Source organism: Kluyvera genomosp. 3, from assembly GCF_011765685.1.
Lineage (GTDB): Bacteria > Pseudomonadota > Gammaproteobacteria > Enterobacterales > Enterobacteriaceae > Kluyvera > Kluyvera georgiana_A.
Window position 1 is genome coordinate 4,662,281 of sequence record NZ_CP050321.1, and the last position, 25,440, is coordinate 4,687,720.

Genomic DNA, 25,440 nt, shown 5'->3' on the forward strand with positions numbered 1-25,440 from the left:
CGCGTGATGAACGTCACGCGGCTTTTTCTTTCGACACGTCAAATATGACGACAGCCTGTTTTTCGTCAGGGTTTTGACCAAAAATCACCCGTAATATCAGGGAATGCCCACAATAAAAAAGTGGCATAAAAGATGCATACTGAGGGCGACAGCGCGTATGCGCGATTTGATTAACTGGAGCGAGACCGATGAAAAAAGTCGTCACGGTTTGCCCGTATTGCGCATCAGGTTGCAAAATCAACCTGGTGGTCGATAACGGAAAAATCGTCCGGGCGGAGGCGGCTCAGGGGAAAACCAACCAGGGTACCCTGTGTCTGAAAGGCTATTACGGCTGGGATTTTATTAACGATACCCAGATCCTGACGCCACGTCTGAAAACCCCAATGATTCGTCGCCAGCGTGGCGGCAAGCTGGAATCCGTCTCCTGGGACGAAGCGCTGAATTACGTGGCCGATCGCCTGAGCGCGATCAAAGCGAAATACGGCCCGGATGCCATTCAGACTACCGGTTCCTCACGCGGGACGGGTAACGAAACTAACTACGTCATGCAAAAATTCGCGCGCGCCGTTATTGGTACCAATAACGTCGACTGCTGCGCTCGTGTCTGACACGGCCCTTCGGTTGCAGGTCTGCACCAATCGGTCGGTAACGGCGCAATGAGTAACGGCATCAACGAAATTGATGACACTGACTTAGTCTTTATCTTCGGGTACAACCCGGCAGATTCCCACCCTATCGTGGCGAATCACGTGATTAACGCCAAACGTAAAGGGGCGAAAATCATCGTTTGCGATCCGCGCAAAATTGAAACCGCGCGCATTGCTGACATGCATATCGCGTTGAAAAACGGCTCGAATATCGCGCTGCTCAACGCTATGGGCCATGTCATTATTGAAGAAAACCTGTACGACCAGGCGTTTGTCGCCAGCCGTACTGAAGGTTTTGAAGAGTACCGCAAGATTGTTGAAGGCTACACGCCAGAGTCTGTCGAAGACATCACCGGCGTCAGCGCGCAGGAAATTCGTCAGTGCGCACGCATGTACGCCAGTGCGAAAAGCGCGGCCATCCTGTGGGGCATGGGTGTGACCCAGTTCTATCAGGGCGTGGAAACCGTACGTTCACTGACCAGCCTCGCGATGCTGACCGGCAACCTCGGTAAGCCTAGCGTGGGCGTTAACCCGGTTCGCGGCCAGAACAACGTTCAGGGTGCCTGCGACATGGGCGCGCTGCCGGATACCTATCCGGGCTATCAGTACGTGAAAGATCCGGCTAACCGCGAGAAATTCGCCAAGGCCTGGGGCGTGGACAGCCTGCCTGCGCACACCGGCTATCGCATCAGCGAGCTGCCACACCGTGCGGCGCATGGCGAAGTGCGCGCGGCGTACATCATGGGTGAAGATCCGTTACAGACCGATGCTGAACTCTCTGCGGTGCGCAAAGGGTTCGAAGATCTGGAACTGGTTATCGTCCAGGATATCTTTATGACCAAAACCGCGGCGGCGGCGGATGTGATTTTACCGTCTACGTCATGGGGCGAGCATGAAGGCGTCTTTACCGCGGCGGACCGTGGCTTCCAGCGCTTCTTTAAAGCGGTAGAACCGAAGTGGGACCTGAAAACGGACTGGCAGATTATCAGTGAAATCGCCACCCGTATGGGCTATCCGATGCACTACAACAACACCCAGGAAATCTGGGACGAGTTGCGTCATCTGTGCCCGGACTTCTACGGTGCCACCTACGAGAAAATGGGCGAACTGGGCTTTATCCAGTGGCCTTGCCGCGATACCTCCGATGCCGACCAGGGCACGACCTATCTCTTCAAAGAGAAGTTCGACACCCCGAACGGCCTGGCGCAGTTCTTTACCTGCGACTGGGTAGCGCCAATCGACAAACTCACCGACGAGTATCCGATGGTGCTCTCTACGGTGCGTGAAGTCGGCCACTACTCTTGCCGTTCGATGACCGGCAACTGTGCGGCGCTGGCGGCGCTGGCGGATGAACCGGGCTATGCCCAGATCAACACCGCCGATGCGGCGCGTTTAGGTATCGAAGATGAAGCGCTGGTGTGGGTTAACTCCCGCAAAGGCCGCATCATCACCCGCGCGGCGGTCAGCGATCGTCCGAACAAGGGCGCGATTTACATGACCTACCAGTGGTGGATTGGGGCCTGTAATGAGCTGGTAACCGAGAACTTAAGCCCGATTACCAAAACGCCTGAGTATAAGTACTGCGCCGTTAACGTTGAGCCGATTGCCGACCAGCGTGCCGCCGAGCAGTATGTGATTGATGAGTACAATAAGCTGAAGGCTCGCCTGCGCGAAAGCGCAATGGGCTAAGCGGACTCGTTTCAACGCCCCCATTCGGGGGCGTTTTTTTATCCTGCCAATCTCTTTATACTGCCCACTTCCTCGACTACCTACATAATAAGATGAAACGACTTTTAGCATTGTTGTGGCTAGCCGCGCTGGCGGTCCACGCGGAAGAGCCGGGCAGCCAGTATCAGCAGGCCGCGGAGGCCGGAGATGCGCGTGCGCAGTACTATCTGGCCGATACCTGGTTTAGCTCTGGCGACCTGAGTAAAGCCGAATTCTGGGCGCAAAAAGCCGCTGACGGCGGCGATGCCGATGCCAGCGCCCTGCTGGCGCAGATCAAAATTACTAATCCCGTGAGCCTCGACTATCCCGAAGCCAAAGCGCTGGCGGAGAAAGCCGTCAAAGCAGGCAGCCGCGCCGGTGATGTTATCCTGGCGCGCATTCTTATCAACAGCCAGGCAGGGCAAACCGATTATCCACGGGCGATTACTCTGCTCCAGCAGGCGTCAATGAACGCCGAGAGCGATTTCGCCGTTGACGCACAAATGCTGTTGGGGCTGATTTACGCCAACGGTGTCGGCGTGAAAGAAGATGATGAGAAGGCCACGGACTACTTCAAAAACAGCTCGTCGCTCTCGCGCACTGGCTACTCAGAATACTGGGCCGGAATGATGTTCCTCAGCGGTGAGAAAGGCTTCATTACGCCAAACAAACAGAAGGCGCTACAGTGGCTGAATTTGAGCTGTACGGAAGGGTTTGATACCGGGTGTGAAGAGTTTGATAAGCTGAGTGCGGAGTAACGACATTGCATCGACCGGTCCCCTCGCCCCTTTGGGGAGAGGGTTAGGGTGAGGGGCATGTCGATTCGGCGTTAAACCCTCACCCCAGCCCTCTCCCTTAAAAAGGGAGAGGGGGCACATCGTGCCCACCAAAACGTTCATCAACTTCCATCCCAAAAACAATAACGCCGGGCAAGCCCGGCGTTATCTTTTTCTCTATTTACTGGTCAGCGGTTTTATCAAACTTGCCCAACATCTCGCGCTCATACGCCAGCGCTTTCTTGCGGTCAAATTTGTGTTCCCACTTGGCAATCACCAGCACCGCCAGTGCGTTACCCACCACGTTCAGCGCGGTACGCGCCATATCGAGGATACGGTCCACACCGGCAATAAACGCCAGGCCTTCCAGCGGAATCCCAACGCTGCCCAGCGTCGCCAGTAGCACCACGAAGGAAACGCCCGGTACGCCTGCGATCCCTTTCGAGGTCACCATCAGCGTCAGCACCAGCACGATTTCCTGCCAGATAGACAGGTCGATACCGTACAACTGGGCGATAAAGATAGCCGCGATGCTCTGGTACAGCGTGGAACCGTCAAGGTTAAAAGAGTAGCCGGTCGGCACCACGAAACTGGTGATCGACGCCGGTGCGCCGTAGGCTTCCATCTTCTCGATAATACGCGGCAGAACGCTCTCAGAGCTGGCGGTGGAGTACGCCAGAATCAGCTCGTCCTTCAGGATGCGAATCAGGATCCAGATGCTCAGCCCGCAAATGCGCGCCACGATGCCCAGCACCACCAGCGCGAAGAACAGAATCGCGAAGTGTACCAGCAGCACCAGTTTGGCCAGCGGCCACAGCGAGGCGAAACCAAAGTTAGCCACCGTCACGGCGATCAGCGCGAAAACACCGACAGGGGCATAGCGCATCACCATGTGGGTGACTTTAAACATGGTTTCCGAGATAGAGCGGAATACCGTCACCAGCGGCTCACGGTGCGTCGCCGGCAGCGAGGAGAGACCCAGGCCGAACAGCACCGAGAAGAAGATGATTGGCAGCATGTCGCCTTTCGCCATCGAGGCGATGATGTTGGTCGGCACCAGCGACAGGATGGTTCCCATCAGGCCGTGCGCGTGGCTCTGCACCTCTGCGGTGGTACTTTGGTATTTCGAAATATCCACCGTTGCCAGTTGCGACATATCGATACCGGCACCCGGCTGGAACACGTTCGCCATGGTGATACCGATAATGATCGCAATCGTGGTGATCACTTCGAAATAGATGATGGTTTTAGCGCCAATTCTCCCCAACTGTTTTGCATCGCCAACACCGGCTATTCCGACAATCAGCGTCGAAATAACAATCGGCACAACAATCATTTTAATCAGATGGATGAAAATATCGCCAGCAGGGGACAGCAGATTCATAACCAGCCAGTCGCGGCTATCGCTATGATAATGCAGATAACTACCCAGAATAATACCCAGAATCAGGGCAATAAGAATTTGCCAGGCTAAGCTGACACGTGCTTTCTTCATAACGGCAAACTTCCTCAATGAAAAATACCATGCCATACAGGAATGGTATCCACTTGAAAGGGGGTGATTTGTGTTGCGTTTACTTTTAGAGGTTTTTAACGCGCAATATCAGTATCATCTGCATGGCGTCTCATGCAACCCTTTCAGTTCAGAGCTTTTCACCAGCCAAATCTATATTACCGCTAATTTCTACCAATAATTATTTATAAGTTTTTGTTATAAAAACAAAAAAATTAGCGACTTTTCTATAAATCCCCTTCCGTAATTATTTTTGTTCAAAGAATCAAATGAACGTTATTTGAACAATTCCATTATTGCGTGATCTGCCGCGCAAATAGTAAACAAAGCGCCATATACCTCTGTTATTAACTTTTATGAGACATATTATTAACATCTTACAAGGAGAAAAAAAGCATGAGCCAAATTCACAAACACCCTATTCCTGCAAATATTGCAGACCGCTGCCTGATTAACCCGGAGCAATACCAGACCAAATACCACCAGTCAGTCACGAACCCGGATGCGTTCTGGGGTGAAGAGGGCAAAATCCTCGACTGGATGCGCCCTTACACTAAAGTCAAAAACACCTCCTTTGCGCCTGGTAACGTCTCTATCAAGTGGTATGAAGACGGCACGCTGAACCTGGCGGCGAACTGCCTTGACCGCCATCTGGCGACACGTGGCGACCAGACCGCCATCATCTGGGAAGGCGACGACGCCACTCAGAGCAAACACATTACCTATCGCGAGCTGCATCGCGACGTCTGCCGCTTCGCCAACACCCTGCTCTCTCTGGGCGTGAAAAAAGGCGACGTGGTGGCTATCTATATGCCGATGGTGCCGGAAGCCGCGGTGGCGATGCTGGCCTGCGCCCGTATTGGCGCGATCCACTCGGTGATTTTCGGCGGCTTCTCGCCGGAGGCCGTCGCCGGTCGTATCATCGACTCCAGCGCTTGCCTGGTGATCACTTCCGATGAAGGCGTTCGCGCCGGGCGCAACGTACCGCTGAAAAAGAACGTCGACGACGCGCTGAAAAACCCGAACGTCAAAACCATCAGAAATGTCGTGGTGCTGAAGCGCACCGGCGGCAATATCGACTGGCATGAAGGCCGCGACCTGTGGTGGCACGACCTGCAGGAGAAAGCCAGCGACCAGCACCAGCCTGAAGAGATGAATGCGGAAGATCCGCTGTTTATCCTCTATACCTCCGGCTCCACCGGCAAGCCAAAGGGCGTTCTGCACACCACCGGTGGCTATCTGGTGTACGCCGCAACCACCTTTAAATATGTCTTCGACTACCATCAGGGCGACATCTACTGGTGTACTGCCGACGTGGGCTGGGTCACCGGTCACAGCTACCTGCTGTACGGGCCACTGGCCTGCGGTGCAACCACGCTGATGTTCGAGGGCGTGCCAAACTGGCCAACGCCGGCACGTATGTGCCAGGTGGTGGATAAGCACAAGGTTAATATTCTCTATACCGCGCCGACGGCGATTCGTGCGCTGATGGCGGAAGGCGACAAAGCCACCGCGGGCACCGACCGCTCTTCCCTGCGCATTCTGGGCTCCGTCGGCGAGCCGATTAACCCGGAAGCCTGGGAGTGGTACTGGAAGCAGATCGGCAACGAGAAATGCCCGGTGATGGACACCTGGTGGCAGACCGAAACCGGCGGCTTCATGATTACACCGCTGCCGGGCGCAACCGAGCTGAAGGCCGGTTCCGCCAGCCGTCCGTTCTTTGGCGTGCAGCCAGCGCTGGTGGATAACGAAGGTCATCCACAAGAAGGCGCCACCGAGGGCAACCTGGTGATCACCGACTCCTGGCCGGGCCAGGCGCGTACTCTGTTCGGTGACCACGAACGCTTTGAGCAGACCTACTTCTCCACCTTCAAAAACATGTACTTCAGCGGCGACGGCGCGCGTCGTGATGAAGACGGTTACTACTGGATCACCGGTCGCGTCGACGACGTACTGAACGTCTCCGGCCACCGTCTGGGTACCGCGGAAATCGAATCGGCGCTGGTGTCACATCCGAAAATTGCCGAAGCGGCGGTGGTGGGTATTCCACACAGCATTAAAGGCCAGGCGATTTATGCCTACGTTACGCTGAACCACGGCGAAGAGCCAACGCCAGCGCTGTACACCGAAGTGCGTAACTGGGTGCGTAAAGAAATTGGCCCGCTGGCGACGCCGGACGTCCTGCACTGGACCGACTCGCTGCCGAAAACCCGTTCAGGCAAGATCATGCGCCGTATTCTGCGCAAGATCGCCGCTGGCGACACCAGCAACCTGGGCGATACCTCAACGCTCGCCGATCCGGGCGTGGTGGAAAAACTGCTGGAAGAGAAGCAGGCCATCACGATGCCGTCATAAGAGCAGGCTTTCCCCTCTCCTGTCACCGGGAGAGGGCCGGGGTGAGGGTGTCATCGCCGTACACCGCCCCTCGCCCTTTCCTTCTTCCTGCGGAAGAAGGAACAGTACGGTGTTCTGATTTGCACAACAAAAAACACGACTCAAAAAACCTCTGGAGACTCTGTGATGAATGATCAAATTTGTCAGCAGATAGAAGGTAGTGCGCATTTCAGGGAGCTCGTCGAAAAACGGCAACGGTTTGCCACCTTCTTATCGCTGATTATGTTAGTGGTGTACGTCGGTTTTATTTTACTCATCGCCTTCGCGCCAGGCTGGCTTGGCACGCCGCTGCACGCGGGTACCAGCGTCACCCGCGGCATTCCGATTGGTATCGGCATTATCGTGATTTCTTTTGTTCTGACCGGCATATACGTCTGGCGGGCTAACAATGAATTCGATCGCCTGAACAAGGCCGTCCTGCGCGAGGTAAAAGCATCATGAAGAAAGTCCTGACGGCGCTAGCCGCCACACTTCCTTTTGCGGCCAGCGCGGCGGATGCCCTGAGCGGCCCGGTCGAACGCCAGCCGACCAACTGGCAGGCGATTATCATGTTCCTGATTTTCGTCGTCCTGACGCTGTATATCACCTGGTGGGCGTCGAAGCGCGTACGTTCGCGTAACGATTACTACACCGCCGGCGGCAACATTACCGGCTTCCAGAACGGGCTGGCGATTGCCGGTGACTTTATGTCGGCGGCGTCGTTCCTCGGCATCTCCGCGCTGGTCTACACCTCCGGCTACGACGGGCTGATCTACTCGCTCGGCTTCCTCGTCGGCTGGCCGATCATCCTGTTCCTGATTGCCGAACGCCTGCGTAACCTCGGCCGCTATACCTTTGCCGATGTGGCCTCCTACCGACTGAAGCAGGGGCCAATTCGCATGCTCTCCGCCTGCGGATCGTTGGTGGTCGTCGCGCTGTACCTGATTGCTCAGATGGTGGGCGCGGGTAAGCTTATCGAACTGCTGTTCGGCCTCAACTACCACGTCGCCGTGGTGCTGGTCGGCGTGTTGATGGTGATGTACGTGCTGTTTGGCGGCATGCTCGCCACCACGTGGGTGCAGATCATTAAAGCCGTCCTGCTGCTGTTCGGCGCCAGCTTCATGGCCTTTATGGTGATGAAGCACGTCGGATTCAGCTTCAATAATCTGTTCACCGAAGCGATGGCGGTGCACCCGAAAGGCGCGGCGATCATGAGCCCTGGCGGGCTGGTGAAAGACCCGATATCGGCGCTGTCGTTGGGCCTCGGACTGATGTTTGGTACCGCCGGTCTGCCGCACATCCTGATGCGTTTCTTCACCGTGAGCGATGCGGGCGAAGCGCGTAAAAGCGTGTTCTACGCCACCGGCTTTATGGGCTACTTCTACATCCTGACCTTTATCATCGGCTTCGGCGCGATCATGCTGGTGGGGGCAAACCCGGCGTTTAAAGACGCGGCGGGCGCGCTGATTGGCGGTAACAACATGGCGGCGGTTCATCTGGCCGATGCCGTGGGCGGTAACCTGTTCCTGGGCTTTATCTCTGCGGTCGCTTTCGCCACTATTCTGGCGGTGGTTGCGGGTCTGACGCTGGCCGGTGCTTCAGCGGTCTCTCACGACCTGTACGCCAACGTCTTCAAGAAAGGCGCGACCGAGCGTGAAGAGCTGAAGGTCTCGAAAATCACCGTACTGGTGCTGGGCGTGGTGGCGATTCTGCTGGGCATCCTGTTCGAGAATCAGAACATCGCGTTTATGGTGGGTCTGGCGTTCTCCATCGCGGCAAGCTGCAACTTCCCGATCATTCTGCTCTCCATGTACTGGTCAAGACTGACCACTCGTGGCGCCATGATCGGCGGCTGGCTGGGCCTGCTGACAGCGGTGGTGCTGATGATCCTCGGCCCAACTATTTGGGTGACGATCCTTGGCCACGAGAAGGCGATCTTCCCGTATGAGTACCCGGCGCTGTTCTCCATTGCCATCGCCTTTATCGGTATCTGGTTCTTCTCCGCCACCGATAACTCCGAAGAAGGTAATCGTGAACGCGAGCAGTTCCGCGCGCAGTTCATCCGTTCGCAGACCGGTCTGGGCATCGACCAGGGCCGTGCGCATTAATGTCATCCTCCCCGGCCTTATGGCCGGGGATCACAGTTTATCGCCCCTGAGGTGAGATCTATCACAGCGACCTGCGCGAAATAAGCCACCAGCTTCACATTAAATATTTCCAGGTTGTGAAGAACATTCCATCCCCGTCTATTTCCCGCTTCCCCGCCAGAATTCGCATTTATTGTTCCCTGCCGCTCGGCTAAATATTTCTATGCTCCCGTGGCTAATATTATTAGTGAATAACAAAAACAAACACTTATTAATTCATTTCGCCTATCCTACAGGAGCAATAATTCATGAAACGTCTAATCTGTGCCAGCGTAATAGGAATGAGTAGTCTGCTGGCGACCAGCGTCGCCTTCGCCCAGCAGGACGTCACGCTAAGAATGTCATGGTGGGGCGGAAAATCACGGCACGAGGTGATGCTTAACGCGCTACAGGCATTTGAAGCACGCAACCCAGGCATTAAAGTGAACGCCGAATATATGGGCTGGGACGGCTATCTGGAGCGGATGACCACGCAAATATCCGGTGGTATTGCCCCGGACGTGATGCAGATTAACTGGCCCTGGTTCCCGATATTTTCCCGCACCGGCGACGGTTTTTACGATATCAACACGCTCAGCGACACCTTTGATTTGAGCCAATACCCGGCCAAAGAGTTAAAGTCGACCACCATTAACGGCAAGCTGAACGCCATTCCGATCTCACTCAACGTGCCGGGTTTTTATTACAACACCGAAACCTGGAAAAAAGCCGGGCTGGCCTTCCCGAAAAACTGGGATGACCTTTTTGCCGCAGGGAAAGTGTTTAAAGAAAGGCTCGGCGATGAGTATTACCCGCTTATCTTTGGCGATCAGGATACGTTCCTGATGGTGAACTGCTATATGTCACAGAAATACAATACGCCCATGTTTACCCCCGACGGCAATCACTTTGCCTGGAATCAAGAGCAGTGGCGTGAAGCCTTCCGCTTTATTCAGCGGCTGGTAAGCGACCACGTTATCCCCGGCCCAAAATACCTGGCCTCATTCGGCAAATTTGACTTTATCGACACCAAATACTGGCAGGACGGCAAATGGGCAGGCACCTACACCTGGAACGTGGTGATCCAGTACTACGCGCCAAAGCTGACGCCACCGGCGAAGCTGGTGCTGGGCGATTATGTGATGTACCCCGGCGCCACCAACGCCAGCGCCTACTTCAAAGTGTCGCTGACCTATGCCATCAGCAAAGACACAAAGCATCCAAAAGAGGCGGCGAAACTGATGAATTTCCTGCTTAACGATCCGCAGGCGATTGCCGCCATCAAGCTGGAAAACGGCATTCCGCTGAGCAAAATAGCGGTGAAAACGCTGACCGACGACGGCACCCTGACCGAGGAAAATCCCTCCGTCGCCGGGTTTAATGCAGCGCAAAAGCTCAAATCGGAATCAACGGCAACCTCGTGGATGGAAGATCAAAAAATGCAGTCCTTCTTCCAGGAGGCGCGGCAGAATATGGACTACGGCAGGATGACGCCGGATCAGGCGGCGGATGACTTTGTCGCCAAGGCTGAGCGATTGATGAAGCGGTCTGCAGCGCGGAGTTAGCGACGTTGGTGTCACCTCAAAGGGAAACGGGGGGGCGTTTGGAGTACGTGCGTTTTGCGCCCCCCTTTTAAGGGGGAAGGCGAATACTCCTCCCCCCATTTTTAAACGCGCTTACGACCGCATCAGTAGCAGCGTTTTAATCTCAAACGGCGTAAACGTCAGCGTCACGCAGCCCTCCGCCACGGCAATCTCCTCTTCTACCACCTCCATCAGGTTGGCAATATAGCAGCGCGAAATACCGTCCGGCAGTTGGACCGTCGTCGTCGCCTGTACACCGTCAAACTCGTAGACGCGCAGCGCCAGCGCGTCCGCGTTCTCCGCGCGCTTCACCGTCTCCAGGCAGATATGCGGCGAGTCACAGGCGATAAACGACGCGCCGCTCGCCTCTGGCTGCCCCTTCTCGCCAGTGCATATTCGCAGCGGATTGTTGAACAGATACGCTTCCCGGTTAACCAGTCCCACCACTTCATCACCGCAGTGCGGGAACAGCGCGTAGGAAAAACGGTGCTCGCCGGCGTCAGCGTTCTCCCCCGGGTAACGCTGCGAGCGCAGCAGGTTCAGATCCAGCACGCCGTCTTTGGCATAATGCCCATACTTGCTGTCGTTGAGCAGCGCCACGCCGTAGTCCGGTTGCGAATAGTCAATCCATTTATGCGCGCAGATTTCAAACTGCGCCGCATCGTAGACGTTGTTAACGCGGGCGCTACGTTGGATTTTGCCAAACTGAATATCGCAGCTGACGCGTTCGCTCAACACGTTAACGGCGAAAGCGGTACGCAACATTTTATCGCTTTCATGCCAGTCGACGCGGGTCTCAAAGGTCAGCCGCTTGCTGCCGGGCAACAGGCTGATTTTCTGCGTTAAGGTGGAGTGGCCGTAGCGATAGTGCTGTTCAACCACTGCCGCCGCGCCTTCCTGATAGGCCGTCGTGTCCACCAGTGTAAAGCAGTCCGGTTCACGTTGGCGATAGGTGATATCGATATCCCAGCAGTTGCCGCAGATATCGTCATACACTGCCAGCCGATTGCCGACCGTGTCAGGCTGCAGCAACGAACGCCCGGCCTGTTTATCCACCAGCGCCACAATATGCCCCTGCGTGTTAAAGTCGACTCGCAGCAGGTCGTTCTCCAGACGCTGCGGCTGCGCAATAATATCCGGCAACACCGCAGCTACGGCTTCATCAATGACCCGATAGCCAAATGCCGGAACGGCCACCCGCATCGGCGTATCCGCCAGCATCAGCCACTCCTCGCGATCGAAACCGCTCAGATTATGAATGACAAACGCGCCGCGCTGCGTCAGGTTGGCGCGAATCAGCTGTTCGACCTCTGCCAGCAGCGTTTGATAGCGGTCAACGGATTCGTCATACACCCGCGTAATGGATGAGCCAGGCAGAATATCGTGGAACTGATACAGCAGCATTTCACGCCAGATCGCGTCAAGCCGTGCAGCAGGATAGTCCCCTTCACCGTGAAACCATCGGCGACTGGCTACCAGCTCAAGCTCACGTAACGCGTTCTCCAGCTTACGATTGAACCACTTATTTCGCGCCTGCGTCGTCAACGTCCCCTGATGTTTTTCCAGATACAACTCGCCGTGATAGTGAGGATAACGCTCACGGCCCTGCGCGATATGGTGGAAAAAGTCGATGGCATAACCCTGTGTGACCGGCGCAATACCGCTGAGATTTTTCATTCGCCGCAGCCGCTCCAGATGCTCTTCGCCGGGACCGCCGCCGCCGTCGCCAATACCAAATAACATCAGCGCCTTATCGCATACCCCCGCTTCATGGTAGGACGTTTCGATACGCCGGATGCTGCGTGGCGCCGCTGGGCCATTGTAGGTCTCTTCCGGGAGCATATGCGCCAGCACGCCGCTGCCGTCAATGCCGTGCCAGATAAAGGTATGGTGGGGAAAGGCGTTATGCTCGTTCCACGACAGCTTCTGCGTCATAAAGTAGTCAATACCAGACTTCTGCATAATCTGTGGCAGGTTGGCGTTGTAACCGAAGACGTCCGGCAGCCACAGCATCTGCGTAGCGCGGCCAAATTCGCGCAGAAAGAATTGCCGTCCGTAAAGGAATTGCCGCACCAGTGATTCGCCGGAGGGGACGTTGGTATCGGCCTCAACCCACATATCCCCTTGAATTTCAAAGCGCCCTTCCCGCACCTGACGCTGCACCCGCGCATAGAGCTGTGGGTAATCCTCTTTAACCCACTGGAACAGCTGCGGCTGGCTGGCGCCAAAGTGATAGTCCGGGTAGCGCGCTAACAGATCCAGCGCTGTGGCGAAGGTCCGCCCACCTTTGCGCCTGGTTTCGCGAATCGGCCACAGCCAAGCGAGGTCGATATGCGCATGACCGATGCCGACGACGCTGAGCGTCGGGTCGCCGCCTTGCTTCAGCAGTTCGACCGCCAGCGCCTGCCGACAGGCCGCCACCGCATCGGCGGTGTAGCAAGTCAGCCCGTTGAGCGCTTCGCTCAAGCACACCAGCACTCGCTTAAAACGGGCGGAGGATCGTTCCAGGCACTTCAGCAGATCGGCCAGCACCCAGGCGTCGTAATACAGATCGCGCAGCGGCACGTTGCAGGTTGCGATATGCGCCTGCGCCAGCACGCCGCTACGCAGCGATCCAAAAAGATCGTTGCAGGCCAGTTCCAGCCACAGATCGATCTCGCGCGCGCCATCCAGTTGCAGCACCACTTTCCCCGCCTGTCCAAGGCTGGGTTCAAAGGTGGAATCCACGTTGGTCAACCCCCTGCGCGGCGTGCCGTCGGCTTCGACAACCAGCGCCTCGCCGCCGCAGTCGAACAACATCACCACCTCGTCTTCCGATATCCTTTCCGGTACCACACCCCGTACGTTCACCCACGCGCAGTCCCACAGTTTGCCCCAGCGCTCACCGAGGCGAAACACGTGCGGCTCTCCCTGATGGCGCTGGGTAAAAGGCACCGGTTCTGGCGTGATAAAGCCCTCGACCGTTAATGTGCTTCGCGGCGTGTAGATATTCTCGTTTATTTTTTGCAGCTGATAGTCAATATCACGCAGCAATTTTTCATCAAAGCTGAGCATGCGATAGTCCTTTATATAAGAAGGGAGAGAATCGAATGCAGTAGATAAGTTTGAAATAGTAAAATCTGTGAGCCACGACAGAAATAACGTGATTATTGTCAAAGGTCGTTAACGGTCACATTTCATTTTCGATATAACGACCAATATCACAACTTTCTCTTGCCTCACGCTGAGCGCCATCACAATAAATATTTTAATTTCGTGACCATAAATCCATAAGTAAAACACCCACCGGCTCAGAACATAACTATTTCGTCGCCAACCATTTAATTTTCAACTGACCATTTATGCTAAACGAAAATCTGCAAAATTTATTTTTTCAACAAATACATGAAATCCAATTTAATTACTTTATCAATTTAAATGGAACCCAACAGAATGAAAACAGGACTCTTATATATATGTCTTATATTCGCCGGGCTGGGCACCGTTTTCCCTGTCCATTGCGCAGATAACATTGTACTGCGCATGTCATGGTGGGGCGGTAAAGCCCGGCAGCAGCAAACCAACGCCGCGCTGGAGACGTTTGAGAAACGCTACCCGTCAATCACGGTAAAAGCGGAAAATACCGGCTGGGACGGGCACCTGGCGCGAATGTCAGCGCAAATGTCGGGGGGCACTGAACCGGACGTCATGCAGACCAACTGGCCGTGGCTGTCGCTCTTTTCCCGCGACGGGAACGGTTATTACGACCTCAACGCGCTGAAAGAGGTTATCGATCTCAGCCAGTTTTCGGCGCAGGATTTACAGTCCACCACCATTAACGGCAAACTCAACGGCCTGCCCATCTCGCTTAATGCCCCCGTGTTCTATTACAACACCGAAACCTGGCGCAAGGTGGGCCTTCCCTATCCGAAAACCTGGGACGACCTTTTCGCCGCCGGAAAAATCTTCCAGCAGCGGCTCGGTGACCGCTACTACCCGCTGGTGTTGGTCGACCAGGACGTCATGCTAATGATCAACTGCTACATGACACAGAAGTACAATACGCCGATGTTCACCGACGATGGCTACCATTTTGCCTGGAATCAGCAACGTTGGCGCGAAGCTTTTCGGTTTATTCAGCGGCTGGTCGACGAGCACGTGATTCCGGGGCCGAAATATGTCGCCTCATTTGGCAAAGGCACCTTTCATGAAATGAAACCGTGGATTGCCGGAGAATGGGCCGGCGCCTACACCTGGAATATTGTGATTCGCGCCTACGTCAGTAACCTGACACCACCCGCGACGCTGGCGCTCGGCCCGCATCTGATGCTGCCGGGGGCAAAGGAGGCGGGTATCTACTTCAAAGTGTCGCAAATGTTCACCATCAGCCGTCACACCAGGCATCCGAAAGAGGCGGCGATGCTGCTCAACTACCTGCTTAATGACCCACAGGCCGTTACCACGTTAGCGCTGGAGCGCGGCATTCCACTGAGCAAAATCGCCGTGAAAACGCTGACGGATAACGGCACCATCAATACTCAGGACCCGATTGTCGCCGGGCTAAATCAGGCTGTCGCGCTTGGTAGCCACCAGCGCGCCACGCCAATGATGGAGGATTTTCAGATCCTCGCGCTGTTTGTCGCCGCCCGCGAAAACATGGATTACAGCAGGCAGACACCGGAGCAAGCGGCAGATGAATTTGTCCACCGGGCCGAACGCATTCTCAGGAAATCGGCGCGCTGATCAAGGTCACAAAAATATCGGAGTCAGGTGACCGCTATCACGATTAACAAAGGGGAAAAGATGATGTTGATCACCTTAAATTTTTATCTATCGTGACCAACACCTCATTTTTACCGCCTGTTATCGCGAATCGCCGCTGCGTACCCCGCCGATGCGCGACATTTCAGTCCTCACTTTTTATGCTGAGTGTATTCGGACTCGGTCAGGCTGCGCGCAAAGCGGGCCAGACGTTGAGGGCTTAATAACAGCGGCAGAAACAGCGGGCTCCCGGCAGGCGGTGACGTCAGCCAGCGTTCCAGCGTATCGACATAGCGCAGAAGCTGGTTCTGATGTTGAATCAGCACATCAGCAGGCAGCGCATCATCGCCGTAACGATCGCGCCATAGCAGATCGACCATTGCGCTGGTCACCCGTGAGAACATCTGGCTATAGACTTCCGCGTTGCGCCAGGCGGCGAACAAAAGTTCCAGCGAATCGTCAGGGCAGGTAATACGCGGCATGATTTCGCGCAGCGTTTGTACCGCGTTGGCAGCAAGGAAACAGGCGGCCTCTTTTTCCAGACGGATGAGCTGCCGTTGCTCCTGACCTTGCGCGGGATCGTCCGCCGGTATCAGCGGTTGCCAGGCCTGGAGCCAGTTGGCACTGCGGGTGTCCATATGCAGTACCTGCTGCGCCTGAGAGACACTGTCCGGCACCTGGCTCTGATAATGCAGACGTCGGCCCAGCAGGTTAGGCGTTTTACACAGCCAGTCGTAGCTGGAGTAAAACAGCGACGCGAGCCGTTGCCGGTCCTGGATGGCGCGAAAGCGCAGCTGCCGCTGCTCGGCCCAGCGCTCGAAGACCGACAGCGTAGCGCCATCGGTGGTCTGGTTAGCCGCCATCAGGCCCAGCAGATTGATGCTATTCGCTGAATCCATCACCCGGCTGTCTGGCATCCATTGCCAGCTAACGCGGGAAGTAATCGCCTCCACTTCGTTGCCGGTGGCGCTGATGGCCCAGCTCAGGCGGCCGCTGATTTCGTCCGCCAGATAGCAGGGCAGCGCCGTCCAGCCGTAGCCCGTGCCGACAAGGTCGTATTCGATCCACTTTTTATGGCCTGGCAGCGCGACGATGTGAGGATGGTTGGCAAAGCCGGGATGATAGTCGATTTCGGTCGCTTTAACGGCGGCGCGGACATCATCAGGCAAAGATGAGAGTACCGTCGCCAGCTGCTGGCGCGGCCAGCTGTCATCAATGAAATCGCGCAGCACCAGCTTTTTGCCAAAGCTGCGCAGCTGGCTCCATACGCTATACAGCCCCTGCTGCCAGCCTGCCGTTTGAAAGGCGGGCGTCGTTAAGCCAAGCACTACGCCGCTTAAATGCGGCAGTGCGGGAAGCAGCGGCGAAAATATCGCGGCATAGAAATGTTGCCAGAAATCCGGCGCGCTTTTTTCATCAAAAGCTAGCTCGGGAAATTTGCGCTTAATAATGTCGTCAGAGGGAGCCGCTTCTCCCTGTAGCCAGAACGAAAGGTTATTTTCTGCCAGATAACGATCGACGCGTTTTAAATACTGCAACGCGTAATTTTGCTGATGAATAAGGTTCTCGACGTTCAGTTTCAGACTTAACGGCGAGGGCGTCGCCAGAATAGAAAGCAGTTCCTGTTGGTGCAGGATGATGCCAGTGAAACCGTGCTGTTTCGCACTTTTCACTCCCTGAATAAACCAGGGCCAGTGCCAGATAAAGGTGCTATTCAGCTCCATCAATTGATGTGGAATACGTTTCATCGTCTCACCCTGCAAATAAATATGTGCTTATCATAATCGAGGATGTCATGAAAAAATATGCGCTGGTCGGTACTGGTGGTCGTGCCGGTTTATATATTTCCGCTATTGGCGGGCAATGGCGCGAGAATGCGAAGATGGTCGCCTTTTGCGACACTAACCAAACTCGTATGAACTACGCCAATACGTTGCTGCAAAAAGAGGGAGCCGAGCCGGTCTCCACCTGGAAAGCGGCGCAGTTTGAAGAGATGATCCGCGAGACTCGTCCGGATATCGTCATCGTCACCACCATGGACCGCACCCACGATGATTACATCGTCCGCGCGCTGCACGCGGGCTGTGACGTGATCACCGAAAAACCGATGACCATCGACGAGAAGCGCGCGCTGCGCATTCTGGACGCCATCGAGGAGAGCGGGCACACGGTGCGCGTGGCCTTTAACTACCGCTACGCGCCGCACCACAGTAAGGTGCGCGAACTGCTGATGCAGGGCACGATCGGCAACGTTACCTCCGTTCACTTCGAGTGGCTGCTCAACACCGAGCACGGCGCGGACTACTTCCGTCGCTGGCACCGTGAAAAACGCAACAGCGGCGGCCTGCTGGTGCACAAATCGACTCACCATTTCGACCTGATGAACTTCTGGCTGGCGAGCTACCCTGAGCGCGTTTACGCCGAGGGCAGTCTGCAGTTCTACGGCAAGGAGAACGCGGAAAAACGCGGCGTGACTCAATTCTACCCCCGCGCCCACGGCTATGCCGAAGCGAAGGACGACCCGTTCGCGCTGAATATGGCGGACAACGCCCAACTGAAGGCGTTGTATCTGGACGCCGAGCATGAAGATAACTACTTCCGTGACCAGAGCGTGTTCAGCGATGGTATTACCATCGAAGACACCATGTCGGTGCTGGTGAAGTATCAGAACCAGGTGCAGCTCACCTACTCGCTGAACGCCTACCTGCCGTGGGAAGGGCTGAACGTGGTGTTTAACGGCACCGAAGGCCGCCTGGAGATGAAAATCGTCGAGAAATCCTACGTTAACGCTGGCGGCAAGCGCGAAAACGAAGGCAGCCTGGAGCAGTGCGATATCACCGTCTTCCCGATGTTCGCCGAACCCTGGAAAGCGGAGTTCAGCCTGGGCGAAGGCGGTCACGGCGGCGGCGACAACGCCATGCTGGCGGACCTGTTCGGCGAACCGGGCAACGACCCGCTACAGCGCGCGGCAGACCATCGCGCCGGGGCGATGTCCATTCTCACCGGTATCGCGGGCAATATCTCCATGCAGCAGCAGCGCCCGGTGAACTTTAAGGAGTTCGAACTGGTTTCCCGTCTGGCGAAACGCTAAAGCGCATTCCGGCGCGGCAGACAGCCGCGCCGAAGCGACTGGTCAGTATTTTGCAGTTACTCACCTGTTTCATAACACGATTTCTGCCTCTGTCCCGGAGACAATAATGAATAAAATCGCATCAGGTGTTATCGCGTCACTGTTATTTTCCTGTACCTCTGCCTGGGCACAACAGCCCGTCGAATTGCGCATGTCGTGGTGGGGAGGCAATAGCCGCCACCAGGCGACCCTCAAGGCGCTGGAAGCCTTCGAGAAAAAATATCCCGATATCAAAGTGAAAGCCGAATATACCGGCTGGGACGGGCACCTTTCGCGCCTGACCACCCAGATGGCGAGCGGCACCGAGCCGGACGTGATGCAGACCAACTGGCCGTGGCTGATCATCTTCTCCAAAAACGGTGAAGGCTATTACGACCTTAATAAGCTTAAAGACGAGCTCGATTTCAGCCAGTATCAGGCCAAAGATCTGCAATCTACCACCGTCAAAGGCAAGCTCAACGGCCTGCCGATTTCTGTCAATGCGCCGGTGTTTTACTATAACGACGTGACCTGGAAAAAGGCCGGGCTGGCGTATCCAAAAACCTGGGATGAGTTTTTTGCCGCCGGAAAGGTGTTCCAGCAGAAGCTCGGCGACAACTACTATCCCTACACCATGGTCGATCAGGATGTGATTCTGCTGCTCAACGCTTACATGATGCAGAAGCATCAGAAACCGATGTTTAACAGCGACGGCAAATTTACCTGGAACGATGCCGAGTGGAGTGAGGCATTCAGCTTCGTCAAGCGCCTGAGCGACGACCACGTGCTGCCTGCGCCAAAAAGACTCTCCTCCTACGGCAAAGGCAATCTGTATGAGATGAAGCCGTGGATAAACGGCGAATGGGGCGGTCTGTTCACGTGGAATATCACCATTCGCATGTTTGCCAACAACATGACGCCGCCGGCGAAGCTGGTGCTGGGCGACTATGTGATGCAGCCAGGGACGGAAGAGTCGGGCGTCTACTTCAAAACGTCGCAGATGTTCTCAGTAGCGAAATCGACGAAGCATCCGAAAGAGGCGGCGATACTGCTGAACTTCCTGGTCAGCGATCCGCAGTCGGTGGAAGCACTAGGGCTGGAGCGCGGCATTCCGCTGAATAAAGCGGCGGAAACGCTGTTAACCGAGAAAGGAGTCATTGACCCGAACGATCCGGTGGTGGCAGGGCTACGTCAGGCGCAGTCGCTGCATACCACCGTCGTCGCTACGCCGTTTATTGAGGATTTGCAGGTGATCGACCAGTTCACGTCAGCGCGTGAAAAACTCGACATGGGCAAGCAAACGCCGGCGCAGGTCGCCGCCGACTTCCGCCAGCAGGTGGAACGGATTGTGCGGCGCGTGACCCGTTAAGCCTTAAAACATAATCCAGCCAACCAACGGGGCCACCAGCACCATTACCACCCCGGAGAGCATCATCACCAGGCTGGCCACCACGCCTTCCTGCGGGCCCAGCTCGTAGGAACGCGCGGTCCCCGCGCCGTGCGACGCTGCGCCAAAGCCCGCCCCCTTCGCCATCCCTTCACGAATGGAAAGCCGTAAAAACAGCACGTCACCAATCGCCATACCGAACACGCCGGTGACCACCACAAACAACGCCACCAGCTCCGGCTGGCCGCCAAGCGATTTCGCTGCCGCCAGTGCAAACGGCGTGGTGATGGAACGCACCGCCAGGCTGCGCTGGATTTCATCCGACAGGGTAAACAGCCGCGCCAGCCACACCGAACTGGTCACCGCCACGACCGTCGCCGTGATCACCCCAGCAGAGAGCGACATCCAGTGGCGTTTGATAATGGCCAGATTGTCATACACCGGCACAGCAAAGGCGATAGTCGCCGGACCAAGCAGCCACAGCAGCCAGTGGGCTTCCCCCATATAGTTCTGGTAGGAGATATGGCCAAACACCAGCATTAACACCAGCAGCACCGGGGTGAGCACCAGCGGCATCAGCGGTAATTTACGAAAGCGGCGATACAGACGTTTATTGGCAAAATAGAGTACCAGGGTAATCACCAGGCACAGGACGCTCAGCTGAAAATTATTCATTACGCATCCGCTTCAGTTCGTAGCGATACACTTTGTCGACCACCCACGCCGTTGCTCCCAGCACCATCATGGTACTCAGCGCGATAACGAGGAAAATTCGCCAGCCGTCGACCATCAGCAGTTGAGCGTAATTCACCACCGCGACCACTGCCGGGACAAAGAACAGCAGCATCTCGGCCAGCAGCCAGCGTGAGCCCGCGCGAACCCATTTGAGCGGCACCACGTGGCAAACAATCAGCGCCAGCAGCAGCACCATACCGACCAGATTGGCAGGCAGCGGCAAATGCCACCAGCTCACCAGATATTCAGCGAAAACAAACAGCCCGGCGTACAGTACAACCTGCACCGGCACCTGCAGACGATTTAACACGGAGGGCACAATACGCCCTAAGGCCTCAGCCATGGAGGAATGTCCAGAAAAAATCACAGGCGCACAGTATAGTGAGGCCGCGATGATGACAGAAATGAATTAAACTCATCGGTAGCATAGTTTAGAGGCATAATCATGGACATAAGAACGCTGCGCTACTTTGTTGAAGTCGTTCGCCAGCAGAGCTTTACTCGAGCGGCGGAGAAACTCTACGTTACGCAACCAACAATCAGTAAGATGCTCAAAAACCTGGAAGATGAGCTGAACTGTACCCTCCTGATTCGCGACGGCCGCAAGCTGTTGATGACCGATACCGGACAAGTGGTATTTGAGCGCGGGCTGGCCATTCTTGATGAATTCCGCCAGCTGGAGGCCGAGCTGAGCGATATTAACCACCTCAACAAGGGCGTGCTGCGCCTTGGTATTCCCCCCATGGTCGGCATGCTCATGGCCGGGCCGATCGGCCTGTTCCGCCAGCGCTACCCGGGCGTCGAACTGAAAATCTCCGAATTTGGCGGCCTGACGGTGCAGCAGGCGGTGATGAACGGCGAGCTGGATCTGGCAATGACCGCGCTGCCGGTTGAAGAAGAAAGCGCGCTGACGACCCTGCCGCTGTTCAGCCACCCGCTGTGCGTGCTGGTGCCCCGCTCCGGCGAATGGCTGGAACAAACGTCAGTATCGCCGACGCAGTTAGCCGCACATCCGTTGCTGATTTATAACGAAGATTTCGCCCTCAGCCGCCAGCTGATGCAGCTGTTTGCTCGCCATGACGTTAAGCCGCGTATTGCAGTACGCAGCGGACAGTGGGACTTTCTGGCGGCGATGGTGCAGGCGGGCGTCGGCGTGGCGATTCTGCCGGAGCCGATTTGCCGCAAGCTGGATGAAAAAACGCTGCGCTGGCTACCGCTGGAAAGCGAGCTGCGCTGGCAGTTGGGGATGATTTGGCGGGAAGGGGTCTATTTGTCTCACAGCGCCCAGGCATGGCTGAAGTGCTGTGAGGGGTTTAAGCTGCCGGAGTAGAAGTTTAGGCACGGTGCGTCCCCTCTCCCTTTTTAAGGGAGAGGGGACTGGTCGGCACACGCTTTATCCGTATTACGCGTCTTCGATCAACAGCGCTTCCAGCAGGTCGAGATCGTGCAGCAGTTTTTGCAGCGTCTCATTACTGATCTGCCGGGTCGCGCGCAGGTGGTACAACTCCCCGCGCTCGGAGCGCAGCGCCGCCAGGCGGAAACGCCGTTCAAGCTGCTCTTCCAGCATCGACGTTTCCACATCGTTACGCCCGTCGACGCGACGGCGCAGGTTACCAATGACGCGCGAACTGACCTCGGTCAGCAGCTGGTTATCGATATTCTCGTTGCTATCCGCCGCCAGACGCTCTTCCATTTTCTGGATGGCGACAATCGCCACATCCGCCGTCGCCGCGCGTGCCAGCCGCTCTTCATTACGCTGCTGCACGTGGTCGGTGGATTCGATATGACGCAGTAAAATCGGCAACGCCACCACGCCCACAAATAGCGAGAACAGAATCACCCCTGCGGCGAGAAACACCAGCTCATAACGCGCCGGGAAGGCTTCGCCCGTCGGCAGCAACAGCGGAATAGACAGCACACCGGCGAGGGTTATCGCACCGCGCACCCCCGCCACCGAGGAAATCAAGAGCTCGCGGGTCGTCCAGGAGCCAAATTCCATTGGTTTCTTTTTCAGGAAGCGCTGGCTGAGCTTGCGCATCGTCCATAGCCAGCCGAAGCGTACCAGCATCAGCGCCGCGTAAATCAGGATGATATCGGTAAACAGCATCCAGGTTTCGACGTTCGGGTCGGCCTCCGCCGCCACCAACGACGTCTCAAGAATCGCGGGCAATTGCAGGCCCAACAGCAAGAAGACCATGCCGTTGAACACAAACTCGAGCATCGCCCAGGTGCTGTTGGCGCGCAGGCGCATGGCCAACGGCGCGGTGCGCATCACGCCGGAACGCGTAATGGTCATCCCCGCCGCCACCGCCGCCAGGATACCGGAAACGCCGATATGTTCAGCAATCAGGTATGAGGCAAACGGCAGCAGGAACAGCAGGACGATCTGCGTAGCCGGTTCATCGCCGCCCCAGCGGCTGAGGAAACGCATTGAGCGGCCGTACAGCCAGCTCACCACGAAGCCCGCAAGGATGCCGCCAATTGCCACCTTCAGGAACTCTACCGTCGCGCCACCAACGGTAAAGACCATTGTGCCCATCGCGACAGCCACGGCAAACTTCAGCGACACCAGGCCGGAGGCGTCGTTCATCAGCGCCTCGCCCTGCAAAATGCCCATGATTTTTTTCGGGATGCGCCCTTCCCCCACAATGCCGGAAAGCGCCACGGCATCGGTTGGCGACAATACCGCCGCCAGCGCAAAAGCGGGGATCAGCGGAATGCCGGGAACAATCCAGTAGATCAGGAAGCCAATCCCGACCACCGTCACCAGCACTAACGCCAGCGCCAGGCCAAGGATCTCCCTGCCGTGCTCGATAAACTCGCGAGTCGGCGTCTTCCAGCCATCGGCAAACAGCAGCGGCGGGATGAACAGCACGAGGAAGAGTTCAGGGTCAAATTCAACGTGCAAACCGAAGGTAGGCCAGGCCAGCAGCGCACCGATGGCGATTTGCATTAAAGGTAGTGGAACCTGGAAGGGCAGTACGCGTGTAACCACCCCGGACAGCGAAACCACGAGGGTCATGATGAGTATGGTAAAGAATATTTCCATGCGTTCCCTGTTTACAGCGTTGTCTTATTATTCAAAACATGAAGCGTCGTGCTTCTTATCATACGCGTACCAGAGTAACGCAAAAGGAAACGAGACGTGGCTGAAAATGGAAAAAAAGTCCGAACCCGTCGCACTGCGGGGCAATAAACAGAAAACCCGCCATCTGGCGGGTTTTCTTATCGGCAAACGTCAGGCTTAGATAGCCCAGCCGCCCGCATAGAAGACCACCAGCGCAACCGCGATAATGACGGTGCCGATGTTCAGCTTGCGCCATTCGCCCGAAACCACACGGCCCACAACCAGCGTCGCGAAGCCGATCATAATGCCGGTAACGATGTTACAGGTCAGCACGATCATCACGGCGGTAATCAGGCCGGACATCGCGTCAACGAAATCGTTGAAGTCGATACGCGCCACGTTGCTCAGCATCAGCAGACCCACGTACATCAGCGCCGGTGCGGTAGCATAGCCAGGCACCAGGTAAGAAAGCGGAGACAGGAACAGGATCAGCAGGAACAGCACGCCAACGGTGATCGCCGTTAAACCGGTTTTACCGCCTGCCGCCGTACCCGCTGCGGACTCGATGTACACCGCAGCCGGCGCGGCGCCTACCACGGCAGAGAACACGCTGCTCAGGGAGTCAGTCGTCAGCGCTTTACCGCCGTTAATGATCTGCCCATCTTTATCCAGCAGGTTCGCCTGGCCCGCAACCGCGCGGATAGTACCGGTCGCATCGAAGACGGCGGTCATCACCAGCGCCAGCACGCTCGGCAGAACAATGGGGTTCAGCGCGCCCATGATATCCAGGCTGCCGATCAGCGAGTTGCCATTGTCATCGCTCAGCGACGGCATGGCGAATACGCCAGAGAAGTGCACGTTTGGGTCGAAAATCAGGCCGACGATAGACACGCCAATGATGGTCAGCAGAATACCGCCCGGGACCTTCAGTTTTTCAAGGCCGATGATCATCGCCAGCCCCACCAGCGTCATCACCACCGGGAAGCTGTCGAACTGACCCAGCGCGACCGGCAGACCGTCCAGCGGGTTTTTCACCACCATGCCGACGCCGTTGGCGGCAATCAGCAGCAGGAACAGACCGATACCGATGCCGGTGCCGTGCGCAATACCCTGCGGCAAATTGCGCAAGATCCAGCTACGAATACCGGAAGCGGAGATGATGGTGAAGAGCACGCCCATCAGGAACACCGCGCCCAGAGCAACCGGCACGCTGATGTGCTGGCCCAGCACCAGGCTGAAGGCGGTAAAAGCAGTCAGCGAGATGGCGCAGCCAATGGCTAAAGGCAGGTTCGCCCACAATCCCATCACGATAGAACCCACACCGGCCACCAGACAGGTCGCCACGAACACGGCGGCCGGCGGGAAACCGGCTTTACCCAGCATGCCCGGTACCACGATCACCGAATACACCATCGCCAGGAAGGTGGTCAAACCGGCGACAATCTCCTGACGAACGGAGCTACCACGAGCAGAAATTTTAAACCAGGCGTCCAATGAACCGCCGGTACGCGCTGAAGGCGTAGACATAGAAAACATCCCCTGAGAGTTTTTATCATTCGTTCGTCTGCGTGGTGGAACATCCACTGCCAGCTAAGCGTCATCTCCATGTGCTACATCGCGGCAAAGGGGAGCCACAAAAAAGCAAACGATTAACTCCGCGCAGACAAAACGAGAATC

17 protein-coding genes are annotated in these 25,440 nt (G+C 56.3%); 10 read left to right on the top strand and 7 right to left on the bottom strand.

The window, feature by feature from the left end; translation table 11 throughout:
* Positions 1–188 precede the first annotated feature (188 nt).
* Both fdhF and GY169_RS21765 read left to right on the top strand, forming a co-directional pair.
* Entirely contained in the window at positions 189–2,336 is a 2,148-nt protein-coding gene (gene fdhF, locus GY169_RS21760) for a formate dehydrogenase subunit alpha (RefSeq protein ID WP_077625465.1), read from the top strand.
* A 92-nt stretch (positions 2,337–2,428) separates the two neighbouring features.
* Complete coding sequence (locus tag GY169_RS21765; RefSeq protein WP_065356585.1) at positions 2,429–3,112, top strand: tetratricopeptide repeat protein; 684 nt, start codon at positions 2,429–2,431, stop codon at positions 3,110–3,112.
* 199 nt (positions 3,113–3,311) lie between these two features.
* Here GY169_RS21765 and gltP read toward each other — a convergent pair whose 3' ends face one another.
* Positions 3,312–4,625 carry a glutamate/aspartate:proton symporter GltP gene (gene gltP / locus GY169_RS21770; RefSeq protein WP_064546709.1) on the bottom strand — a complete coding sequence of 438 codons (1,314 nt, stop codon included), beginning with the start codon at positions 4,623–4,625 and terminating at the stop codon, positions 3,312–3,314.
* A gap of 414 nt (positions 4,626–5,039) precedes the next feature.
* Between gltP and acs the strand changes: the two genes are divergently transcribed.
* The 4 genes from acs (at position 5,040) to GY169_RS21790 (ending at position 10,707) form a co-directional block, all read left to right on the top strand.
* Positions 5,040–6,998, top strand: coding sequence for an acetate--CoA ligase (gene acs / locus GY169_RS21775; protein ID WP_167577102.1), 1,959 nt, complete (start codon positions 5,040–5,042; stop codon positions 6,996–6,998).
* Between the two features lie 165 nt (positions 6,999–7,163).
* On the top strand, positions 7,164–7,478 hold the full coding sequence (locus GY169_RS21780; protein WP_064546705.1) for a DUF485 domain-containing protein: 315 nt from the start codon (positions 7,164–7,166) through the stop codon (positions 7,476–7,478).
* Entirely contained in the window at positions 7,475–9,124 is a 1,650-nt protein-coding gene (actP, locus tag GY169_RS21785) for a cation/acetate symporter ActP (RefSeq protein ID WP_163447523.1), read from the top strand. The genes GY169_RS21780 and actP overlap by 4 nt, the downstream gene beginning before the upstream one ends.
* Before the next feature lie 287 nt (positions 9,125–9,411).
* A complete protein-coding gene (locus GY169_RS21790; protein WP_167577103.1) occupies positions 9,412–10,707 on the top strand; it encodes an ABC transporter substrate-binding protein in 1,296 nt (431 codons plus the stop codon).
* Between the two features lie 111 nt (positions 10,708–10,818).
* On the opposite strand, the gene GY169_RS21795 is transcribed toward GY169_RS21790, so the two are convergent.
* Complete coding sequence (locus tag GY169_RS21795) at positions 10,819–13,779, bottom strand: alpha-mannosidase (protein WP_167577104.1); 2,961 nt, start codon at positions 13,777–13,779, stop codon at positions 10,819–10,821.
* 378 nt (positions 13,780–14,157) lie between these two features.
* Between GY169_RS21795 and GY169_RS21800 the strand changes: the two genes are divergently transcribed.
* Positions 14,158–15,447: an ABC transporter substrate-binding protein gene (locus GY169_RS21800; protein ID WP_167577105.1), complete on the top strand. Its 1,290-nt coding sequence runs from the start codon at positions 14,158–14,160 to the stop codon at positions 15,445–15,447.
* A 170-nt stretch (positions 15,448–15,617) separates the two neighbouring features.
* Here GY169_RS21800 and GY169_RS21805 read toward each other — a convergent pair whose 3' ends face one another.
* Complete coding sequence (locus GY169_RS21805; RefSeq protein WP_167577106.1) at positions 15,618–17,213, bottom strand: hypothetical protein; 1,596 nt, start codon at positions 17,211–17,213, stop codon at positions 15,618–15,620.
* 47 nt (positions 17,214–17,260) lie between these two features.
* On the opposite strand from GY169_RS21805, the gene GY169_RS21810 reads away from it, so the two are divergent.
* Entirely contained in the window at positions 17,261–18,556 is a 1,296-nt protein-coding gene (locus GY169_RS21810; protein WP_167577107.1) for a Gfo/Idh/MocA family protein, read from the top strand.
* Positions 18,557–18,659: 103 nt separating this feature from the next.
* Positions 18,660–19,943: an ABC transporter substrate-binding protein gene (locus GY169_RS21815; protein ID WP_411908130.1), complete on the top strand. Its 1,284-nt coding sequence runs from the start codon at positions 18,660–18,662 to the stop codon at positions 19,941–19,943.
* Positions 19,944–19,946: 3 nt separating this feature from the next.
* Here GY169_RS21815 and GY169_RS21820 read toward each other — a convergent pair whose 3' ends face one another.
* Positions 19,947–20,636 (bottom strand): LrgB family protein, encoded by a 690-nt coding sequence (locus GY169_RS21820; RefSeq protein ID WP_065356578.1) that lies wholly within the window; start codon positions 20,634–20,636, stop codon positions 19,947–19,949.
* Positions 20,629–21,039 (bottom strand): CidA/LrgA family protein, encoded by a 411-nt coding sequence (locus GY169_RS21825; protein WP_167577109.1) that lies wholly within the window; start codon positions 21,037–21,039, stop codon positions 20,629–20,631. Before GY169_RS21825 ends, GY169_RS21820 begins: the two co-directional genes overlap by 8 nt.
* 102 nt (positions 21,040–21,141) lie before the next feature.
* Here GY169_RS21825 and GY169_RS21830 point away from each other — a divergent pair, with 102 nt between their 5' ends.
* Positions 21,142–22,026 (top strand): LysR family transcriptional regulator, encoded by an 885-nt coding sequence (locus tag GY169_RS21830; protein ID WP_064546692.1) that lies wholly within the window; start codon positions 21,142–21,144, stop codon positions 22,024–22,026.
* A gap of 72 nt (positions 22,027–22,098) precedes the next feature.
* Here GY169_RS21830 and GY169_RS21835 read toward each other — a convergent pair whose 3' ends face one another.
* Together GY169_RS21835 and GY169_RS21840 are read right to left on the bottom strand one after the other, a co-directional pair.
* Positions 22,099–23,745, bottom strand: a complete 1,647-nt coding sequence (locus GY169_RS21835) for a Na+/H+ antiporter (RefSeq protein ID WP_064546690.1) — start codon at positions 23,743–23,745, stop codon at positions 22,099–22,101.
* 195 nt (positions 23,746–23,940) lie between these two features.
* A complete protein-coding gene (locus GY169_RS21840; RefSeq protein ID WP_065357798.1) occupies positions 23,941–25,290 on the bottom strand; it encodes an NCS2 family permease in 1,350 nt (449 codons plus the stop codon).
* Positions 25,291–25,440: the final 150 nt, after the last annotated feature.

Coding starts and splice junctions, on each gene's coding strand:
- GY169_RS21765 (WP_065356585.1), top strand. CDS start 2,429: ATGAAACGACTTTTAGCATTGTTGTGGCTAGCCGCGCTGGCGGTCCAC.
- gltP (WP_064546709.1), bottom strand. CDS start 4,625: ATGAAGAAAGCACGTGTCAGCTTAGCCTGGCAAATTCTTATTGCCCTG.
- acs (WP_167577102.1), top strand. CDS start 5,040: ATGAGCCAAATTCACAAACACCCTATTCCTGCAAATATTGCAGACCGC.
- GY169_RS21780 (WP_064546705.1), top strand. CDS start 7,164: ATGAATGATCAAATTTGTCAGCAGATAGAAGGTAGTGCGCATTTCAGG.
- actP (WP_163447523.1), top strand. CDS start 7,475: ATGAAGAAAGTCCTGACGGCGCTAGCCGCCACACTTCCTTTTGCGGCC.
- GY169_RS21790 (WP_167577103.1), top strand. CDS start 9,412: ATGAAACGTCTAATCTGTGCCAGCGTAATAGGAATGAGTAGTCTGCTG.
- GY169_RS21795 (WP_167577104.1), bottom strand. CDS start 13,779: ATGCTCAGCTTTGATGAAAAATTGCTGCGTGATATTGACTATCAGCTG.
- GY169_RS21800 (WP_167577105.1), top strand. CDS start 14,158: ATGAAAACAGGACTCTTATATATATGTCTTATATTCGCCGGGCTGGGC.
- GY169_RS21805 (WP_167577106.1), bottom strand. CDS start 17,213: ATGAAACGTATTCCACATCAATTGATGGAGCTGAATAGCACCTTTATC.
- GY169_RS21810 (WP_167577107.1), top strand. CDS start 17,261: ATGAAAAAATATGCGCTGGTCGGTACTGGTGGTCGTGCCGGTTTATAT.
- GY169_RS21820 (WP_065356578.1), bottom strand. CDS start 20,636: ATGAATAATTTTCAGCTGAGCGTCCTGTGCCTGGTGATTACCCTGGTA.
- GY169_RS21825 (WP_167577109.1), bottom strand. CDS start 21,039: ATGGCTGAGGCCTTAGGGCGTATTGTGCCCTCCGTGTTAAATCGTCTG.
- GY169_RS21830 (WP_064546692.1), top strand. CDS start 21,142: ATGGACATAAGAACGCTGCGCTACTTTGTTGAAGTCGTTCGCCAGCAG.
- GY169_RS21835 (WP_064546690.1), bottom strand. CDS start 23,745: ATGGAAATATTCTTTACCATACTCATCATGACCCTCGTGGTTTCGCTG.
- GY169_RS21840 (WP_065357798.1), bottom strand. CDS start 25,290: ATGTCTACGCCTTCAGCGCGTACCGGCGGTTCATTGGACGCCTGGTTT.